The sequence below is a fragment of the Frankia sp. Cppng1_Ct_nod genome (assembly GCF_920656135.1).
Lineage (GTDB): Bacteria > Actinomycetota > Actinomycetes > Frankiales > Frankiaceae > Protofrankia > Protofrankia meridionalis.
Map to the genome: position 1 here is coordinate 26822 of NZ_CAKKTK010000013.1, position 17727 is coordinate 44548.

Consider the following 17727-nt stretch of genomic DNA (forward strand, 5'->3'; position numbering starts at 1 on the left):
ACACAGCCGCTTCGGGTCCTCCCTCGCAACCTCTGACCAGTGTGACGGGCAGGTGAAGCGGACCGCGCCGAACTACTTCTAATCGTTATATGTTTATACTTATATTGAGACATTCCCGCAACCAGGCCCGCCGTCGTTAGCAGTATGCGATCAGAAGAGGTGACACCCATCCCATGAGTGACAACGAACCACGCTGGGCGGGCTCGGACTTCCAGATGCCGCCCGGGTTCAACGGTGCGGTGGCACTGTGTGGAAGTTGCTCACGGAAGGGGCACTGCCGGCTGGGGATGGTCCACGAACGTCTCGACGACGACAACGTTCTGCGGGCGAATGTGACCTGCTCGGCGGACCACGAAGGTGGCCCCGACGTCGCCCACGGCGGATGGACCGCCGGGATCATGGACGAGGTACTGGGCCACCTTCCCATGCACCTAGGTATCCTGGCGGTCACCGGCACCCTGGAGATCAAGTTCATCCGACCGGTACCCCTGGAACGTGAGCTGCTGGCGTCAGCATGGCTCGAACGCCGCGAGGGCCAACGCCTGTACGTGTCCGGAGAACTGCGCCTGGCGACCACGAACGCGGAGCTCGCCACTGCCAAGGGCATCTTCGTGGCACGCGACCGCACGCATTTCGACCGTCAGCAGGCCTGGCTCGCCCAGCAGGACGCGGCCCAGTAAGAGCGCCCGAGGACAGTGCCCGGCCCAGCGGGATGACGAGCCGTTCGCAAGGCCCGGAAATGTTGTTCCCTTCAGGGACCCGGTTCGGATGGCACGGCCGGCAAGAAGCGGCCTACACCATCTGAACCCGGATATCAAGGTGGCAGCCGACAGCATGGCAGGACACCACATCCACCGAACTCGGTGGGCACGTTGGATACTGCTTTTCCTCGGGCTCATGCTGCTGTGCGACGGCATCGCGCTCGATAACCTGCTCGCAGTTCTCGGCGGGACGTTCGAGGCCTTTTGTGGCCTCCTACTGTGGCGAACTCACCATGAGGCGAAGCGAATTCTGACCTCGAGACCGCACCCACTCGTCCCCGCACCCTCGTCCTCGTCCTCGTCCTCGTCCGTTCAACCGCACCCTTGGACGGCCGGTCTCACGGCAGGAGAGCCGGACATCATCGAACACTGAACCCGCCCGGTACCACCAACCGAGCCGCGCACCAGCCCGTCCCGCCGCCGGTCCCGGTGCTTCGTCAACGTCGCCGGCCACATAGAACCACGATCAAACAACAGATCATCTACAAATGATCGCCACTTACCCAAAGGGTACAAAGTTCCTGGACCATGCCGAATCACCCTCGCTAGGGTTCATGACGTTGGGTGGGGACCGGAGAGGCGGGATGTCACAGTCCCGTCCTTGGCAACGGAGCAGTCTTGACCCGCTCACCATCCGCCCGCACATCAACGCGACGCCATCACCAGGTGGGTTCATTCCTGCACGGTCGGCTCTACCGTTATCCGGTCACCGTTCTGATCGGCGCAGGTGTGGTCCTCAGCATTATCGGCGGCTGCCAGCTGACCGGGCTGACCAATCAGTCATCACCCTCCCCGGTAACGCCCGCGACAACAGCCGCGGTGCCGGCCACCACGCAGCCCGTGGCACCAGGCATCCAGCCCGGCCCGCCGCCATCCCCGACAGCTTCGGCCACAACCGCGACCGCACCCGTATCGGTGACGACTCCCGCCCACACCCAGGCGGCAAAACCGAACGCGACAACGCGGCCTGCGACACAGTCGACCGCGCAGGGGACCGCTCCCAAGGACAACGGTCGGATCCGGCCGGGAGTCACCTATACCGGCCAGGGCACCTTCTACTCGCTGGGCGGCGGCCTGGGGAACTGCCTGTACGAGGGTGCCGGTCTGGAGGCATCCCACGCGTATGCGGCCCTCAACGACGCCGACTTCGAAAACGCGCGGATGTGTGGCGCCTACATCCAGGCCACCGGCCCGCGCGGCACCATTGTGGTGAAAATTGTCGATCGCTGCCCCGAGTGCAAGCCGGGCGATGTCGACTTCAGTCAGGAGGCGTTCGCCGCGATCGCCGACCCGGTGGCCGGCAGGGTCGCCATCTCCTGGAACCTCGTCAGCCCGGGCGACATCGGCAATGTGCAGTACCGGATCAAGGATGGCTCGTCCGCCTACTGGCTCGCTGTTCAACCGCGTAACCACCGCAATCCGGTGGTCTCGCTCGAGATCAGCGTCAACGGAACCTGGCTGGCACTGCCGCGAGAGGACTACAACTACTTCCTCGCCCCGAACGGCCTCGGCGCCGGGCCCTTCACGGTCAGGCTGACCGACATCTACGGCCAGCAGCTGGTGAACTCCGGGATCATGCTCAGCCCGACCGTGATCCAGTCGACCTCATCGCAGTTCGCCCGGCATTAGGCCCAGCTGCAAGCAGCTCACGGACCTCATCATCGGATGTCTGGGAGAAGTCGGTGTAGTACTGGCCCACCGCGAAGAACGTCGACGGCGTGGCGACGCACACGACGCCGTCGGCCACCAGTCGCATCTCCCGGCATGCCCGTTCGGACGCCACCGGCACCGCTACGACCACCTGAGCGGGCCCGCGCCCGCGAAGCCCATCGACGGCGGCGCGCATCGTCGCACCGGTTGCCATCCCATCGTCCACCAGGAGGACCACACGACCGGTGACGTCCAATGGCGCCCGGTCGCCGCGGTAGGCGCCTTCCCGACGTTCAAGCTCGCGGCGCTCCGCATCCGCCACCTGGCGGATCGTCTCCTCCGAGACGCCCAGCGCGTAAATCACCTGGTCATTACGGACCAATATGCCGCCGCTGGCCAGCGCGCCCATCGCAAGCTCGGCGTGACCGGGGACGCCGAGCTTGCGAACGACGAAGACATCCAAGTCGGCGTGCAACCGTCGCGCAACCTCGAAAGCGACCGGCATACCTCCCCGAGGCAGGGCAAGGACGACGACGTCCCCATGGTCGGCAAATTCGGTCAGGCGCTCGGCCAGAGCCCGACCTGCCGACGGCCGGTCAGTGAACAGATCCCGCACGGTCACCTCCTGCACTGCCTCACCCGCGGACATCACCTGCTGCCAGCACGGACCGCGCATCCACGGCCGGTCTCATCTGCTTCTGCTGCCGTTGCCTGTCCGGCTGCCGGTCGCGGTGGTCTCCTGCTCGCGCGGGCGTACTTCGGCGTCCGGTCCCGGATAGGTGAAGGTGACATGGCCGGAGTCGGACCAGCTGACCAGGAACGGCGGATCACCGGACGGGGACTGCACCTCAAGGATCTCGCCGTGCCGGTCCGGCCGGCCCAACGTCCGCCCGTGGATGATCAGCGTATCGCCGGGATGTGCCCGGACCAGTCGGCGATGCACGCCGATCCCACCGTCACCGGCATGACCTGGCTCGCCGAGGCCCCCCACCGGGGTCCTGCGATGGCGGGCGATGACTTCCTGGGCAAGCGGCCGGACAAGATCTTCAATGCGTCGCGCATCACGAATAAGGAGATCGTCAACAGACAGAACTCCGATGATCTGGTCGCCGTCGAGTACCGGCAGCCGACGCAACGCATGATCACGGAAAACCTCGTAGGCGCGGGCAAGCTCCACGCCGACCGCCAGCGTGAGGACATCCGTGGTCATCAGCTGACCGATGGAAGTCTCCATGGGAACGTCACGGGCTAGACCACGTAGCACGATGTCACGATCGGTGATAATTCCGACAAGACGACCCTGATCGGTGACGAGTAGCGCACCGACCCCGTGCCGGTCCATCTCCTGTGCCGCTTCCCGAATCGTGCTGGTCCGCTCCACCGTTACCGGCGGAGCGCTGACAACGCTGAGTACGTCAGTCATCGACGCTCACCTCCCGGGCCTGGATCTCGTGGTCAGCGTCCCGCGCGTGGGCATCTCGGGAGCTCCGCGACAAGCCCTCCATGTTGTGGCTGAAGGTTGTTACCGGAGGCCGTTGTCACGCGAACCCGACCTCCTCACCTCCCTCCTTCCCCATTCGCTGTTCCCGGAACACCCGCGAGTGCGGCCTTTCCACCGAGACCGCTCCGCCCGGCGGCCAAGATCGTCGCCATCGGGGTACCGGACCCCGGCAGGACGATTCGAAACCCCGTGTCCGTGGAAGGTGGCAGGAGTCGACCGACGCAGACGACCCGGACCTGCGACCCACCCACGGTCGCCGCCCGTAAGGAGGAGAACTGTGATCACGGTTGTGGCCTGCAGGCCGAAGGCTCCGTCGTCCGTCCCTCCGTCGTCCGTCCCTCCGTCGTCCGTCCCATCGCCCAGCCCGCCGTCCCACCCGTCCCTCGACACGACGCCGGGACCCGGCCCAGACGTCCCGAAGCCCGGCCCCGACCCGGATCCGCCCCTGCCCGGGCCTGACGTTCCCGCGCCCGCACCCGACGTCCCTGACCCGGTGCCAGGACCGGACATTCCCAGCCCCGGCCCAGGACCTGACCTGCCCCCGCCCATTCCCGGTCTCTTTCCGGCGGAACCGCGGCCTCCGACATAGGCCTATCTCGGGATCTCTCGCCCCAGTGGACCGGTCGAACGGTCTTCGACCGTGGACCGGCCAGAACCGAGGAGGAGCACCACGATGCCGATGCAGCGCCAGAGCACCAAACACGGCCCTGTCATGGACAACAACCTTGCGCACGAGGTCGACGGGCTGGTCCGGGCGGGACGGGACACCCGGACCGAGGAATGGCGTTCCGCGGAACCTCCGGGTGAGGACCAGCCGCAGGTCTCCCTCATGCCGGACCTGCCCGCTGTCGACCGCGGCGGCGGTGCAACCACTGCGGCGGTCGAGGCTCGTTCCGAACTCGCCCGCTGGTTCGACCGGCATGACTTCCCGGCTCGCCCAGCCCAGCTCGTCCACGGACTTCGTAACCGCAACGCCCCGGACCAGCTCGTCGAGACGCTGCTCGCCCTCCCCAAGCGCGAGCAGTACAACACCGTAGGCGATCTTTGGCGGGCGCTGCACGGAGGCGAGGACGTCGAAACCGTCCGCTTCTGACGATTGCGATAAGCCCTGACAACGGGAGGATCCGCTGATCCGCTGATCCGGTCAGCCGGGAAAGCCCGGGTCAGCGAACGGCGGAACCGGCTGCGGGTGTACCCGAAAGGTGTGCCAGATAGCGGTGGCAGGTTGCCGCCCGTTGCGCGTCCTGCCGCATGACTTCGCGGAAGAAATCGGCGATTTCATGCTGGCCGCCGTCCTCCGCATCCTGAATATACTGCCCATATTCACGACAGTCCTTGAGGGCATGATACTGCACCGAGATCAGGTCATGGACGACGTCACTGAATCCGGTTTCCTCTGTTGCCATCGTTAATCCTCTCCTTTTCGTCTTCTTTTTCTTCTCCGTCGGCGGTCCGCGGCTACCACCACACCGACGCGTGTCCGACCCTGTGTTCATCGACGGTCACCGGAGAACTAAACGTGGGCCGGTCGTCAATTCCTGGTCACGTCGGGCAGACGCGGCACAGCGCAACCGTAATCCCCGCCGGGCACGACGGACCGCGACGGATGGTCACCCACAGACAAAGAATCATCACTAAACGAAACCATCTAGGAACGTTTCTCTACCGACTTAGTCGGGAATCGGCTACCGTCTCCTCCAGGCCAACCGACAGGAGACACCGATGACCCAGACCGGCCTAACGACCCAGACCGGCTCCACGAACCAGGACGGCGGGACGCACGTGACCGTGCAGGGGCTGCTCGACTCACTGCAGGCCACCCGGGACGCGGAATGGCCACCGGAGCAGCTACATGCTTCCGCAACCCTGCGCCGGTCGCTGGAGGCCAATGCCGATCGCGCGCGTTTCGTCAAGCCCGGTGACCTCGTGCAACCGTTCGCACTGCCGGAGGTGGACGGGGGGCAGGTCGTCCTCACCGACCTGCTCGCGGACGGACCCGTGGTTCTGCTCTTCTTCCGGTTCGCGGACTGCCCTGCCTGCAACACAGCTCTGTCTGGCTACCAGGTCGCCCTCGAACCCGCGTTGCGGGAGCTGGGTGCTCGGCTTGTGGCAATCAGCCCGCAGGTTCCCGAGAAACTGGTCGCGATCAAAAAGCGTCACCACTTCGACTTCCTGGTGGCCTCGGACCACGAGTACACACTGATCGACACTTTCGGTATCGGATTCGATCCGGACGAGGAATCGAAGCGGAAGTACCTCCAGGGCGGCCATGACTTCAGCGTCATCCTCGGAACCGGACGGTGGACGCTGCCGTACCCCACGGTGGTCGTCATCGACCGCGACCGTGTGGTGCGCTTCGCCGACGTCCATCCCAACTGGATGATCCGTACCGAGGCGACAACCGTGCTCGACGCGGTCCGGTCGCCCGGCCAAAGGTAGCGCGATCATTTTCTTCGCGCTACCGGAGGCCCCCAACAGCCACCCGACCAAAGGTAGCGCGATCATTTTCTTCGCGCTACCGGAGGCCCCCAACAGCCACCCGACCAAAGGTAGCGCGATCATTCGATCGCCTAAAGTTTCGATCATCTAGAGTAAGGGGCGTAACGACGACGATGTCGCGGGGTGCGATCAGTTCAATGCCGCCAGCGATGATCGACCGGAGAGGTTGAGCGCCCAGGGAAAGACGGTGGTCATGACCACGCTTTGCGGAGTCGAGCTCGAGCATCCGCTGATGAACGCCGCGGGCACCTGTAAGAACCTTGACGAGGTGGATGCTCTCGCCCGCAGCGCCGTCTCGGCGGTTGTCATCGGGTCGATCACCCAGGAAGCCCGGGGTGGCAACGCGGGCAACGTCTACCATGCCGGGGACATCTTCTCACTCAACGCGCTCGGTCTTCCCAATCCCGGACTCGACTACTACCGGAAGCACCTCCCGGAAATGGTCTCCCTCACACAAGCCGTCGATAAACCACTGATCGTCAGCATCGCGGGATTCACCGGTGCCGAATATGCCGCCGTGGCCCATGACGTGGCGCTCGCCGGCGTCGACTTCATTGAGCTCAACCTCGCCTGCCCGAATGTGTGGGACGGCGGTGCGCAGAAACGCATCGCATGCTTCGACAATGGCCAGACCGAAGCCATCTGCATTCAGGTCGGCGAGGCGCTCGCCACCGCGGGTGCCGCTCGGGGAAACCAGCCTCCGCCGACCTTCGGCATCAAGATATCGCCGTTTTCGGACCCGGCTGGACTAGCTGAACTGGCTACTCTCGTACGAGCACTGGCCGGGGCGCCGCACGGCCCACGGTTCGTCTGCGCGGTCAACACCTTTCCCAATGCCTTCGCCCTGACCGAGGCGAACCGTCCGGTGATCGATGTCGAACTCGCCGGGCTCGGCGGCGCCGCCCTCAAACCCGTGGCACTCGGTCAGGTGCGGCAGCTGCGACTCATGTTGCCCGAGACAGTAGAGATCATCGGTGTCGGCGGGGTGACCTGCGGGCGGGACGTCCTCGACTTCCTTCGGGCCGGAGCCGGCGCGGTGCAGGCGGCCACGGCTTTCTGGAACCGTCAGGGCGACGCAGGCGTATTCGGCGACATTCTCGCCGGCTATGCCGACCACATCGAGACCGACCACATCGAGACCGACCGCCCGGGTTCCTCGGGACCTCCGGCGGGCCGGAGCCCGGCTTTTCAGGATTGACCTCCGGTCCGCGTACCCGTGTCCGTGTCCGTGTCCGTGTCCGCAAGGAACACGATCCGACTCGCTACCGTGTAGGGGACGGAGAACATACCGACGGATGCCCGACCGGGCAGGCACGGCGGGCGGCCACGGCAGCCCGCCGTGGGACGGGAAAACGGCATGGGGACAATGCCAGCGGAACAGGTCAGAGCCAGTCGTCCCCTGTGGCTGGTGTTCTTTGTGCTTTTCCTGGTCGCAGCTGGTCTGGGCGCCTGGGGCCTGGCGGAGCTGACGAGGCCCGCCGATCAGTGTCCTCCGCCGGCCGCCCAGCCCTGCGGCTACACCCCGACCGACATCGTCTACTTCGACGCACAGCTTTTTCTGCTCGGTTCCGAACCGTTGCAGAATGGCGGGCCCTTTCCGCTGCCACTCGAGGTCGCCCGGTTCCTGGCTCCGGTCGCGACCGCGTACGGCGTGGCCGCCTCGGTCTGGGACACACTCGCCGACCGGCATCGTCGGCGCGCGGCACGCCGGGCGCGGGGCCACGCCATCATCATCGGTGACGACCCGTTCGCGGTGACGCTGGCACATAACCTGAGATCCGCCGGAACCCCGACGGTTCTCGTCACCGCCGACCGTGACGCGGACCGGACGGCAGGGCTTGTTGTCGTCGGTGACGTGCGGGATCCGGCGGTACTGCGCGCCGCCGGCCTACCCCAGGCGGCAACCGTGTACGCCTGTCTGGCGGACAGCGCCGCGAACGCGGCGGTAGTGGCAGCCGTCGCCACGCTGACCGGACAGGCGCAGACCGCACCGACGGATGCCCACGACCATCCCGAACCGTTGGTGTGCTATGCGCGAATAGCCGACAGCGAGCTTGCGCTCGCGCTCAAGGCACGCAGGGTCGGGCTGTCCACGGCTTCGGAGTTCCGCCTGGACTTCTTCACCCCGGAGGAGATCGCCGCACGTAAACTCGCCGCCCGGATCCTGGAACCCCATCTGGGTTCCCATGATGGGGTACCGTCGGTGGCGATTGTCGGACTCGGTCCTTTCGGACGCGCGCTCGTGGTCGAACTGGCCCGGCTGTGGCGGGTCCGAAGCGGCGGCCCCCCGCTGCCGCTGCTTCTTGTCGAGATGGACGCGTCCTCGCAACTCACCGACCTTCGCCGGCGCTACCGGCTGATCGACGAAAAATGTGTCCCCCGCGCGAGGGACGAGTCCTCGGCGACCGTCGATCTCGGAACGATCCCGAACGGGTTCGAACCGGCAGCCGCGCCGGGCGCGCGACATCTTGTGCTCTGCGACCAGAGCGAGGAGACGGGGCTGCGCCGCGCGTTGAACACGACCCGCAGCGCCGCGGACGTAGGTCAGACCGTGACCGTGTGCCTGGGGCAGCGAACAGCCCTGGGTGACCTACTCCATCCCCGGCTGCTCGACCCGGGACCAGGCCAGGTACGGATATTCGCGATCGTCAACGAGGCGGCGGAACCGGACGAACTACGCAATGACACGCTTACGGTACTGGCCCGCGCCATTCACGGCCAGTACCTCATCGCCGAACAGGAAAAAGGAACCGCCATCGGCAGCAGTGAATCGATGGAACTCTGGGATGGTCTTCCTGAGGACCTACGGACAGCAAACTACCGGCAAGCCACCGGAATCGGCGCGAAACTGAACGAGATCAACGCGGTTGTCGTCCCGATGACCTACCCGACAACGGGATTCACCTTCCACCCGGACGAGATCGACCTGCTGGCCCGGATCGAGCACGAACGTTGGTGTGCCGAACGACGCAGCCAGGGCTGGACGTTCGCCCCGATCAGGGACAACGCCCGCAAACGCCACAACCTGCTGGTCAACTGGACGGAGCTGCCTTCCGAGCACCGGGCCAAGGACACCGCGACCATCCGCAACCTGCCGGATCTACTGGCAGACCACGGCCTGCAGATCCTGCGCCTGCACTGATCTGCGGACGGCTTTCGAAACACGCCCCAGGCTCCACCCGGGGATTGACCGCCACGTCGACCGGAGGGACCGTAGGTGAATGGCACACGTGGGCGAGCCGGTACGGATCGTGGAAGATGAACCGATCACCTGGCCGGCGGAGGAACCGATCATGGTTCCCGAGCCGGCCGTACCGGTACCGGTACCGGTACCGGTACCGGTACCGGTACACAGGTGAGCGTGATCGGCTGGCGCCAGTGGGCGGTGGACGGCTCCGGCCGGCTACGTCCCGCATGGACGCCGTGGTCGCCGTTCCCGGACGGCATGCTGATGTGGCGCCCAGACGGTCTCACCAAGGCTCTGTGCCTGCGGGTACAACGTGACGATCTCAGCAGTCGGATGCTGGGCACGCCGCTGCCCGCGCATAGCCGGACGCCGAGCGAGAGTTGTGTCTGCGGGTTGTACGCCTGGCTGTCACCGCAGGCGCTTGCCGCCGCCACCGCCCCGACGTGGACGTCACGGCCCATCGTCGTCGGCGCGGCGCGGCTCGGTGGCCGCCTGGTCATCACCGAACGCGGGTACCGGGCGGAGCTCGGATATCCGGTGGCTGTTCTCGACCCGGCCGGTGTCGTGTCCACCGCCTACCCGGTGGCCCGCTACCGTTCATGGGACGCTCTCGTCGCCGAATGGGAACAGCCGGACGACGCCTCCCCGTCTGATTGGCGGGTTGGGCCCTATGGGGTGAAGTAGGTGTTGCGGGCCATGGTGAAGGCCCGGTCGGTGGCCGCCCCCCAGACCCCGTCGACGCCCACACCGAGGACGGACTGGATCGCCTTCACCGTCACGACGTAGGCCGCCTGCGACTGCGGGCCCCAGACGCCATCCGCGCTCGTTCCGACCGCGGCCTGCTCGGCGCGGGTGTGACGGTTCTCCCGGACCGCCTGCAGTGCAGCATCCGTTGCCGGCCCCCAGATACCGTCCGCGGCAACGTGTACCGCCTGCTGTAGCGCCTGGGCCTGGGCCTGGGCCTGGGCCTGGGAGCCTCCGCCGGTACCACCGCCGATGGTTCCCCCGCGCGCGGGTACCATCCGCCTCACGATCGCCGTCGCCCTGGCGATGATCGTGCCGCAGGCAGCCGCACGCAGCACACCCGGGCAGTCTGGATGACTACCCCACGCGGCACCGCCGTCCGAGTGCAGGATGAGCCCGGAGCTGCCAGGGGTGTGGGTAACGACCAGCGCCCAGCCAAAGGTCCGAACGCCGTCCGCGTAGGCCTGCGCGACGGTCTCGATCTGCGCGTCGGTCAGCGGCTCGGTGTTGAAACCCTCGGTCTCGATCGAGTCGTAGCTGGCGTTTCCAGCTACCTGCGCCCATGCCCGCACGTCCGAGGGAACGTACTGCTCGCGTTCCCCCGACCTGCCCGCCCACAGTGTCGAGGACACCTGCGATGACGGGTTGTTGAACCAGCCGAACAGGTTCCCGTTGCCCTGCTGGACGTGCAGGACCAGACCGATCGGACGGATGGCGTCGCCGTCGGTGTTGCCGACTGGCCGGTAGGTGAATCCCGGAACGATATGCGTCACCAGGGCATCTTCCATCTTCCGGTCATGACGGTGTGCACGGGACAGGTCGTACACCCGGCCTGCCCCGCGAAGGGGCAGGCCGGTGGGATCGGGCGGTGTCGTTCGGTCCGCGGTCGGACGCGGCGAGCCTCAGGACGCAGGGCTCGCGATCGTCTTGGCCTGCAGGTACTCACGGAAGCCGTCGACACCGTGCTCACGACCGACGCCACTGATCCCGTAGCCGCCGAACGGGGTGTCGGGCGAGAGGTAGAAACTCATCCCGATGTTCACCGTGCCCGCCTTGAGGCGTTCGGAGATCCACAGCGCGCGCTCGGGGTCCGCTGTCTGGATGTATGCCGACAGTCCGTAGCGGGAGTTGTTGGCCACCCGCACCGCCTCGCTGTCGTCCCCGTCGTAACGCACGACCGTGAGCACCGGGCCGAAGACCTCGGTCTGCGCGAGCTCTGCGTTCTCGTCCACGTCGGCGACGACGGTCGGCAGGTACCAGAACCCCTTGTCGGCCTCGCCGCGCCGGCCACCGACGAGGACGCGCGCACCCGCGGCGCGTGCCCGGTCCACCAGTCCCTCCATGCGGGCGAGCTGGCTGGCGTTGATGATCGGACCAACGACATTCTGTGGATCGCGGGGGTCGCCCCAGGGCAGCGCCCCGACGATCGCCTCGAGGCGGCCGAGCACCTCGTCGTACCGGGAGGCGTGGACGACGAGCCGGGTGGCCAGCGCGCAGCCCTGACCCGAGTTGCTCATGCACATCCCGACGCTGAAAGGCAGGGCGTAGTCGAGGTTGGCGTCGTCGAGGATGAGGTTCGCCGACTTGCCCCCGAGTTCCAGGCAGGCCTTGCGGATCCCGGCCGCGGCACGCTCGGCGATCCGCTGGCCGACCGGCGGCGAGCCCGTGAAGTGGTACATGTCCACCCGCGGGTCACCGGTGAGTGCCTCGCCTGCGACCGCCTTGTCCCGTGAGCTGAGCACGTTGAGGACACCCGGCGGCAGGTCCGTGTGCTCCTGCGCGACCCGGGCGATGAACGCGCCGGTAAGCGGGGTGTCGGGCGCCGTCTTGAGTACGACGGTGTTGCCCGTGGCCAGGGCGTGGTTGATCTTCCAGATGTCGGTCATGAACGGCGCGTTCCACGGTGTGATCGCGCCCACGACACCGTACGGTTCATAACGCACCCGCCGCAGGCTGCGCAGCCCCATCAGATCGTAGGCGGGAAAGTTGGTCTCCCACTCGAACGTACCGATCAGGTCGATGAAGAAGGACATGTCCTCCGTCATCGCGTCGATGTGGGTAGCGGTGTTCGAGACGCAGATGCCGGCTTCGGCGATCTGGAGCGCCCGCGCGGTCTCGGCCTCCTTGCGCAGCCCCTCCTGTAACTGACGCAGGCACCGTTGGCGCAGTGTCCGGTCCGTCGCCCAGTTCGACTCGTCGGCCGCCCGGCGCGCGGCCGTGACGGCGTCCGCGACATCCTCGGCAGCGGCGTCCGCCGCAGTACCCAGCACCGACTCGTCCGCCGGGTTGACTACATCGAAGCGTTTTCCGGTGAGTGCCTCCCGGAACTCCCCGTCAATGAACAGCCGGCCTTCCGGCTGCGCTGCCACGGCCATGGTCTCTCCTCGTTACTGTGCGGATCGCCTCTGTCGGCGTTCCGCCCGTTCGTCGGGTAAGGGTTGAGGACGATTGTTACCGCGTCAGTCCGTCGCGGTCGGTGCGGGTAGCGGGTCGGGGGGGAACACTATTTTGCCGGCCACGAGTTCGGCGATCCGCTCCGGCGCGTAGCCGAGTTCGCCGAGGACGGCGGTGTTGTGCTCACCGCGCAGGCAGCTCGGTGCGATACGTCCGGGGGTCTCGGAGAACTGGGCAGGAAGGCCGTGCCGCAGGATCCGGCCGAAAACCTTGTGCTCCACCTCCACCACAAGGTCGGTCTCGCGCAGTACCTCGTCGGTGCAGGTGAACGCCGACTGCCCATCCTCGAATACCCGGACGCAGGCGACGTCCCGCGAGGCGAGGAATGTCTCCCACTCGTGGGCATCCCGTTCCTTGAAGGCAACGCTCAGCTCGTCGACAAGAGCGTCGTCGTTTCCGGCCCGATCCTTCGGAGTGGCGAACCGGGGGTCGGCGACCAGCTCGTCTCGTCCCAGTGCCGTCGCGAAGATCTGCCATTCCGCCTGGGTCGGAACGGCGAGGAAGACCCAACCGGAACGAGCCTGATAAATGCGGTACAGGGCGTTGAAACCGAACTGGTCGGGATCCGCCTCCGGGAACGGAGGCTTTCCCTCATAGCTGTTGAAGTCGTCGGAGTAGGCATAGGAATTGCCCGTGAGCATGGATGTCGAGACGAACTGGCCTTCTCCGGTACGGCGCTGGTGGGCGAGCGCGAACATCAACGCCGAGAGCACCATGACCGCGGCGTTCGAGTCACCGTCGACAATTCCCCGAAGCCGGGGAATGATGACCGCCTGGATCTCGGCGATGTTCCAGTCCTCGACCAACTCCGGGTCGAGCCAGTGCGCGGCCTGCCGGTGGACGTTACCCGCGGGCGCGCCCGCGGTCTGTGCATACATGGGCCGCATGGCATACGGCCCGTCGATACCGTAACCGCCCGCGTACAGATAGACCAGACGAGGGTTGATCTTGGCGAGGGTCTCATGGTCAAGACCCAGCCGTCCGGGTACATCAGGCCGGAAACTGGTCACGAACGCGTCCGCTTTCGCAATCAGATCATGGACGATTTTCCGGCCCTCGGGGGTGGTGACATCGACCGAGAGGCTTTCCTTGCCCTCCATCGTCCTGATCGCGCCGCTCTCCTTGGCCCCGAAGGAGACGCGCATCGGATCCCCCCCGCCGTCCTCGATCTTGATGACGCGCGCGCCGAGCATCGCGGCGAGCGAAAGACCGAAAGGCATCGCGAAGAAGTAGCCGAACTCAACAATCGTCACCCCGGCCAACGGATGTTCCGGGCTCGGGCCGGTGGCGCTGATCCGCAGCGGGCCCGTCAGGTCACCGCGGGACTCTCCGATCGCCGGCGCCGACCGCCCGATGACCGACGGTGCCCTCCCGAAGGATGCGACCGGCCCGACCTGGCGGACGGGTCCATGCACCGGGTCATGCACAGTCAGCGACTGTCCGAGATGGACGATCTGGGGATGGTCCAGCCCCTCCTCGGTCGTCCGGACGATCTCAAAGGGGATGTCCGTATCAGCTTCGAGAACGGGCAGCCACTCCTCCAGCGTCCTGCCACGGAACGCCTCGGCGATCATGTCCTCCCAGGCCTGCGCATCCTCGGGTGTGGGGAACATGCTCATGGTCGTGTAGCGGGGATCGTCGATGAGGTGACCCAGCCCCAACGCGCGGGTCAGCGCCCGCGCCTGATGCGCCAGCATCGGCATGGTGATGATGTAACGACCGTCCCTGGTGACGCTCGTCAGCAGGTAGCGGGTCGCGGCCAGGACGCCCGTCGGCGCGAGGACCACGTGCGGCTTGCCACCCGTCCGCTTCGCGTACTGCCAGTGCATCGTTCCGAAGAAGTCTGTCGCCGACACGCCCTGCACCATCGTCGCCTCGACCCGCTGCCCCCGACCGGTATTTTCCCGTACCATCAGGGCGGCCAGGGTCGCGGAAACCCCGATCTGCGCGGCGCCATGACTGGCCAGCCCGACACCGGAAAAGATCGGCCCGGGTCGGAATCCCCAGTCGCCGCGCGCGAACAGACCGCACTTCGCCATCACAATGCCGTCGTATGCTTTCAGCTTCGCATATGCGCCTTGCCGGCCGAAGCCTTTCACCGAGCAGTACACCAACGCGGGGTTGAGCGCGCTGAGCTCGTCGAAGCCGAGCCCCCACGCCTCGACGACACCCGCGCCGAAACCCTCCACGATCACGTCAACGTGTTGTGCCAGCTCACGCGCTTCGGAACGACCCGCGGGCGTGCGTAAGTCCAGGAGCCGGCTTTCTTTACCACGGTTCCACACCAGAAACCCCGATGGCGCCGACACCCGGAGGCGGTCGCCCTCCGGGGGCTCGATTTTGACAACCCGCGCACCGTTGTCCGCCAACATCATACCGATCATCGAGGCCGGGATGCTCCCCGCCCCGTATTCCAGAACAGTCAGACCCTGACAGATACCGCTCAACCCGACTCCTCGAATTATCCTACAGCTACCCGACCATCACCCTTGGTGATGATTGGGGAGAAGGTCGCCGGACGAGACCGACACCGCAACGCCCACGGCACCGCCACAGGTCGTGCTCGCACATCGCCTCCAAAGGCACAAAACCGGCGGGCGTGCGCATGGACCCGGACAGTGCATCCACACCGGGCCGGGCCGGGCCGGGCACGAGACCGCCGACCGACTCGAAGCGTTGCACCCTCACTTCACGGATGCAAGGGTCTTTGAACTCAACTATCTATCTGATATGACAACACGGTCGATCATGATTCGGGCTGCCGGGACGGCACCCGCCCGCCCGGGGCAACTACCGCCCGGGGCAACTACCGGTCGGCGGTCCGCGCAGCCGTCTCCCGGTCCAGCGCCGTAATGGCCTCGCTGACCGCGAGGATGCGCCGGGCGTTGTCCACATGCAGGTTCTCGATCATGCGGCCGTTCACCGTGGCGACACCGCGACCCGAGGCCAACGCCTCCTCCCAGACCATGACGATGTTCCTGGACTCCTCGACCTGGGCCTCGGTCGGCGCGAAGACCCGGTTGCAGGGCTCGACCTGACCCGGATGGATCAACGTCTTGCCGTCGAAGCCGAGCTGCCGTCCCTGGAGGCACTCCGCCTCGAAGCCGTCCAGGTCCCGGATGTCGTTGAAGACCCCGTCCAGGATGGCGACGCCGGCGGCCCGAGCCGCGAGCAGGCAGAGCCCGAGCCCGGGCAGCAGCGGTGCCCGGCCGCGCACATGCTCGGCGTGCAACTCGTTGGCAAGGTCATTGGTGCCCATCACCAGGACGCCGAGCCGCTGCGACGCCCGCGCGATCTCCTCGGCGTGCAGCATGGCGACCGGGGTCTCGACCATCGCCCAGATCCTGGTGTGGTCGGGTGCGCCCGCCGCCTCCAGGCTCTTCTCGACGGCGTGCACGTCCTGCGCGCAGGAGATCTTCGGTACGACCACCGCGTCCGGGCCGGCCGCCGCCGCCGCGCGCAGGTCGTCGGCGTGCCAGCGGGTGTCCAGAGCGTTGACGCGGATGGTCACCTCCCGCCCGCCGTAGACCCGGTCCGTGACCTTCGCGCAGGCCCGTTCCCGGGCGGCGTCCTTGGCATCCGGGGCGACCGCGTCCTCCAGGTCGAGGATCAGCGCGTCGGCCGGGATTCCCTTCGCCTTCTCCAGCGCCCGCTCGTTCGCGGCGGGCATGTACAGGACGGAGCGGCGCGGCCGGTAGGCGGGCACCTGGATGTTCGGTGGGACGCTCATCGGGCGGCCTGCCCGGCTGCGTCGGCGAAGCCGTACGCCTCGGCGAGGTGCGGGTCCCGGGCGGCCAGAGTCCTCGCGAGGTCCAGGACGACCTTGCACTGCTTCACCGACGCGTCGTCCTGCATCTTGCCGTCCACCATCACTGCTCCGGTTCCGTCGCCCATCGTCTCGATGACATGTCGGGCCCAGGCGACATCGGCGGGTTCGGGGCTGAAGACCCGCTTCGCGATGTCGATCTGCACCGGGTGCAGGCTCCACGCCCCGACGCAGCCGAGCAGGAACGCGTTGCGGAACTGGTCCTCACAGGCCACCACGTCGGAGATGTCACCGAACGGGCCGTAGTACGGCAGGATCCCGTTCGCTACGCAGGCGTCCACCATGCGGGCGAGGGTGTAGTGCCACAGATCCTGCTGGTAGGTGGCGCGTGGCGCATCCGGGTCGGCCGCGGACGGGTCCTGTCGGACGAGGTACCCGGGGTGGCCGCCACCGACGCGGGTGGTCTTCATCCGCCGGTCCGCGGCAAGATCCGCAGGCCCCAGGGACAGGCCCTGCATCCGCGGGCTCGCCCCGGCGATCTCCTCGACGTTGGCGACTCCGCGCGCGGTCTCGAGAATCGCGTGGACGAGCAGCGGCCGGGTCAGGCCCGCCTTCGCCTCAAGCTGGGCGAGCAGGCGGTCGACGTAGTGGATGTCCTCCGGCCCCTCGACCTTCGGCACCATGATCACATCCAGCTTGTGGCCGATCGCCGGGACGAGGCTCAGCAGGTCGTCGAGGCCCCACGGCGAATCGAGGCTGTTCACCCGCGTCCACAGCTGGGTGTCGCCGAACTCGGTCGCCGCCGCGAGCTTCGCCAACCCCTCCCGCGCCGCGATCTTGGCGTCGGCACGGACACCGTCCTCAAGGTTGCCCAGCACCACGTCGAGACGGGGCAGGATGTCCGGGACCTTCGACGCCATCTTCTCGTTGCTCGGGTCGAAAAAGTGGATCACACGGGATGGCCTCTGCGGGAGCTCCCGCAGGGGCGCGGGTGCGCCCACCGCGAGCGGAGCGAAGAAGTCCTTCGGGTTACGCATGGGAGAACTCCTGTCGGCGTCCGTCTAGTCTAGGTTTCTCAGAGCCGCCGGCAACACGGGAAGAGCCGTGATCGCATCACCTTCGGCCGACCAGGTGCAGCTGGAAGATCCTCACGCTGGTTTCGTGC

At 66.7% G+C, this 17727-nt stretch carries 15 protein-coding genes; 7 read left to right on the plus strand and 8 right to left on the minus strand.

Annotated features, from left to right (window positions below):
* Positions 1-173 precede the first annotated feature (173 nt).
* Both NBW77_RS06265 and NBW77_RS06270 read left to right on the plus strand, forming a co-directional pair.
* Positions 174-680, plus strand: coding sequence for a PaaI family thioesterase (locus NBW77_RS06265; RefSeq protein ID WP_131744918.1), 507 nt, complete (start codon positions 174-176; stop codon positions 678-680).
* Between the two features lie 747 nt (positions 681-1427).
* A complete protein-coding gene (locus NBW77_RS06270; protein WP_250279404.1) occupies positions 1428-2390 on the plus strand; it encodes an expansin EXLX1 family cellulose-binding protein in 963 nt (320 codons plus the stop codon).
* On the opposite strand, the gene NBW77_RS06275 is transcribed toward NBW77_RS06270, so the two are convergent.
* Together NBW77_RS06275 and NBW77_RS06280 are read right to left on the minus strand one after the other, a co-directional pair.
* Positions 2341-3087 carry a phosphoribosyltransferase gene (locus NBW77_RS06275; RefSeq protein ID WP_242605508.1) on the minus strand — a complete coding sequence of 249 codons (747 nt, stop codon included), beginning with the start codon at positions 3085-3087 and terminating at the stop codon, positions 2341-2343. The two genes, NBW77_RS06270 and NBW77_RS06275, sit on opposite strands and share 50 nt — an antisense overlap.
* 12 nt (positions 3088-3099) lie before the next feature.
* Positions 3100-3834: a DUF1918 domain-containing protein gene (locus NBW77_RS06280; protein WP_131744917.1), complete on the minus strand. Its 735-nt coding sequence runs from the start codon at positions 3832-3834 to the stop codon at positions 3100-3102.
* Between the two features lie 751 nt (positions 3835-4585).
* Here NBW77_RS06280 and NBW77_RS06285 point away from each other — a divergent pair.
* A complete protein-coding gene (locus NBW77_RS06285) occupies positions 4586-5005 on the plus strand; it encodes a DUF2795 domain-containing protein (protein WP_131744915.1) in 420 nt (139 codons plus the stop codon).
* A gap of 70 nt (positions 5006-5075) precedes the next feature.
* Here NBW77_RS06285 and NBW77_RS06290 read toward each other — a convergent pair whose 3' ends face one another.
* Complete coding sequence (locus NBW77_RS06290; RefSeq protein WP_131744914.1) at positions 5076-5318, minus strand: acyl carrier protein; 243 nt, start codon at positions 5316-5318, stop codon at positions 5076-5078.
* A 316-nt stretch (positions 5319-5634) separates the two neighbouring features.
* Here NBW77_RS06290 and NBW77_RS06295 point away from each other — a divergent pair, with 316 nt between their 5' ends.
* The 4 genes from NBW77_RS06295 (at position 5635) to NBW77_RS06310 (ending at position 10282) form a co-directional block, all read left to right on the plus strand.
* Positions 5635-6351, plus strand: a complete 717-nt coding sequence (locus NBW77_RS06295) for a peroxiredoxin-like family protein (RefSeq protein WP_131744913.1) — start codon at positions 5635-5637, stop codon at positions 6349-6351.
* Between the two features lie 253 nt (positions 6352-6604).
* A complete protein-coding gene (locus NBW77_RS06300) occupies positions 6605-7609 on the plus strand; it encodes a beta/alpha barrel domain-containing protein (protein ID WP_131744912.1) in 1005 nt (334 codons plus the stop codon).
* A gap of 159 nt (positions 7610-7768) precedes the next feature.
* Complete coding sequence (locus tag NBW77_RS06305; RefSeq protein ID WP_131744911.1) at positions 7769-9553, plus strand: NAD-binding protein; 1785 nt, start codon at positions 7769-7771, stop codon at positions 9551-9553.
* A 213-nt stretch (positions 9554-9766) separates the two neighbouring features.
* The gene (locus NBW77_RS06310; RefSeq protein WP_131744910.1) at positions 9767-10282 is read left to right on the plus strand and encodes a hypothetical protein; all 516 of its coding nucleotides are present in this window, start codon (positions 9767-9769) and stop codon (positions 10280-10282) included.
* Here the strand turns inward: NBW77_RS06310 and NBW77_RS06315 are convergent.
* The 5 genes from NBW77_RS06315 to NBW77_RS06335 form a co-directional block, all read right to left on the minus strand.
* Entirely contained in the window at positions 10267-11115 is an 849-nt protein-coding gene (locus tag NBW77_RS06315) for a peptidoglycan recognition protein family protein (protein ID WP_165485774.1), read from the minus strand. The genes NBW77_RS06310 and NBW77_RS06315 overlap by 16 nt on opposite strands.
* 129 nt (positions 11116-11244) lie before the next feature.
* The gene (locus NBW77_RS06320; protein ID WP_131744908.1) at positions 11245-12717 is read right to left on the minus strand and encodes an aldehyde dehydrogenase family protein; all 1473 of its coding nucleotides are present in this window, start codon (positions 12715-12717) and stop codon (positions 11245-11247) included.
* An 84-nt stretch (positions 12718-12801) separates the two neighbouring features.
* On the minus strand, positions 12802-15243 hold the full coding sequence (locus NBW77_RS06325) for a CaiB/BaiF CoA transferase family protein (RefSeq protein WP_131744907.1): 2442 nt from the start codon (positions 15241-15243) through the stop codon (positions 12802-12804).
* Positions 15244-15602: 359 nt separating this feature from the next.
* Positions 15603-16526, minus strand: coding sequence for an HpcH/HpaI aldolase/citrate lyase family protein (locus NBW77_RS06330; protein ID WP_131744906.1), 924 nt, complete (start codon positions 16524-16526; stop codon positions 15603-15605).
* Positions 16523-17599, minus strand: coding sequence for an HpcH/HpaI aldolase/citrate lyase family protein (locus tag NBW77_RS06335; protein ID WP_131744905.1), 1077 nt, complete (start codon positions 17597-17599; stop codon positions 16523-16525). The genes NBW77_RS06330 and NBW77_RS06335 overlap by 4 nt, the downstream gene beginning before the upstream one ends.
* Positions 17600-17727 lie beyond the last annotated feature (128 nt).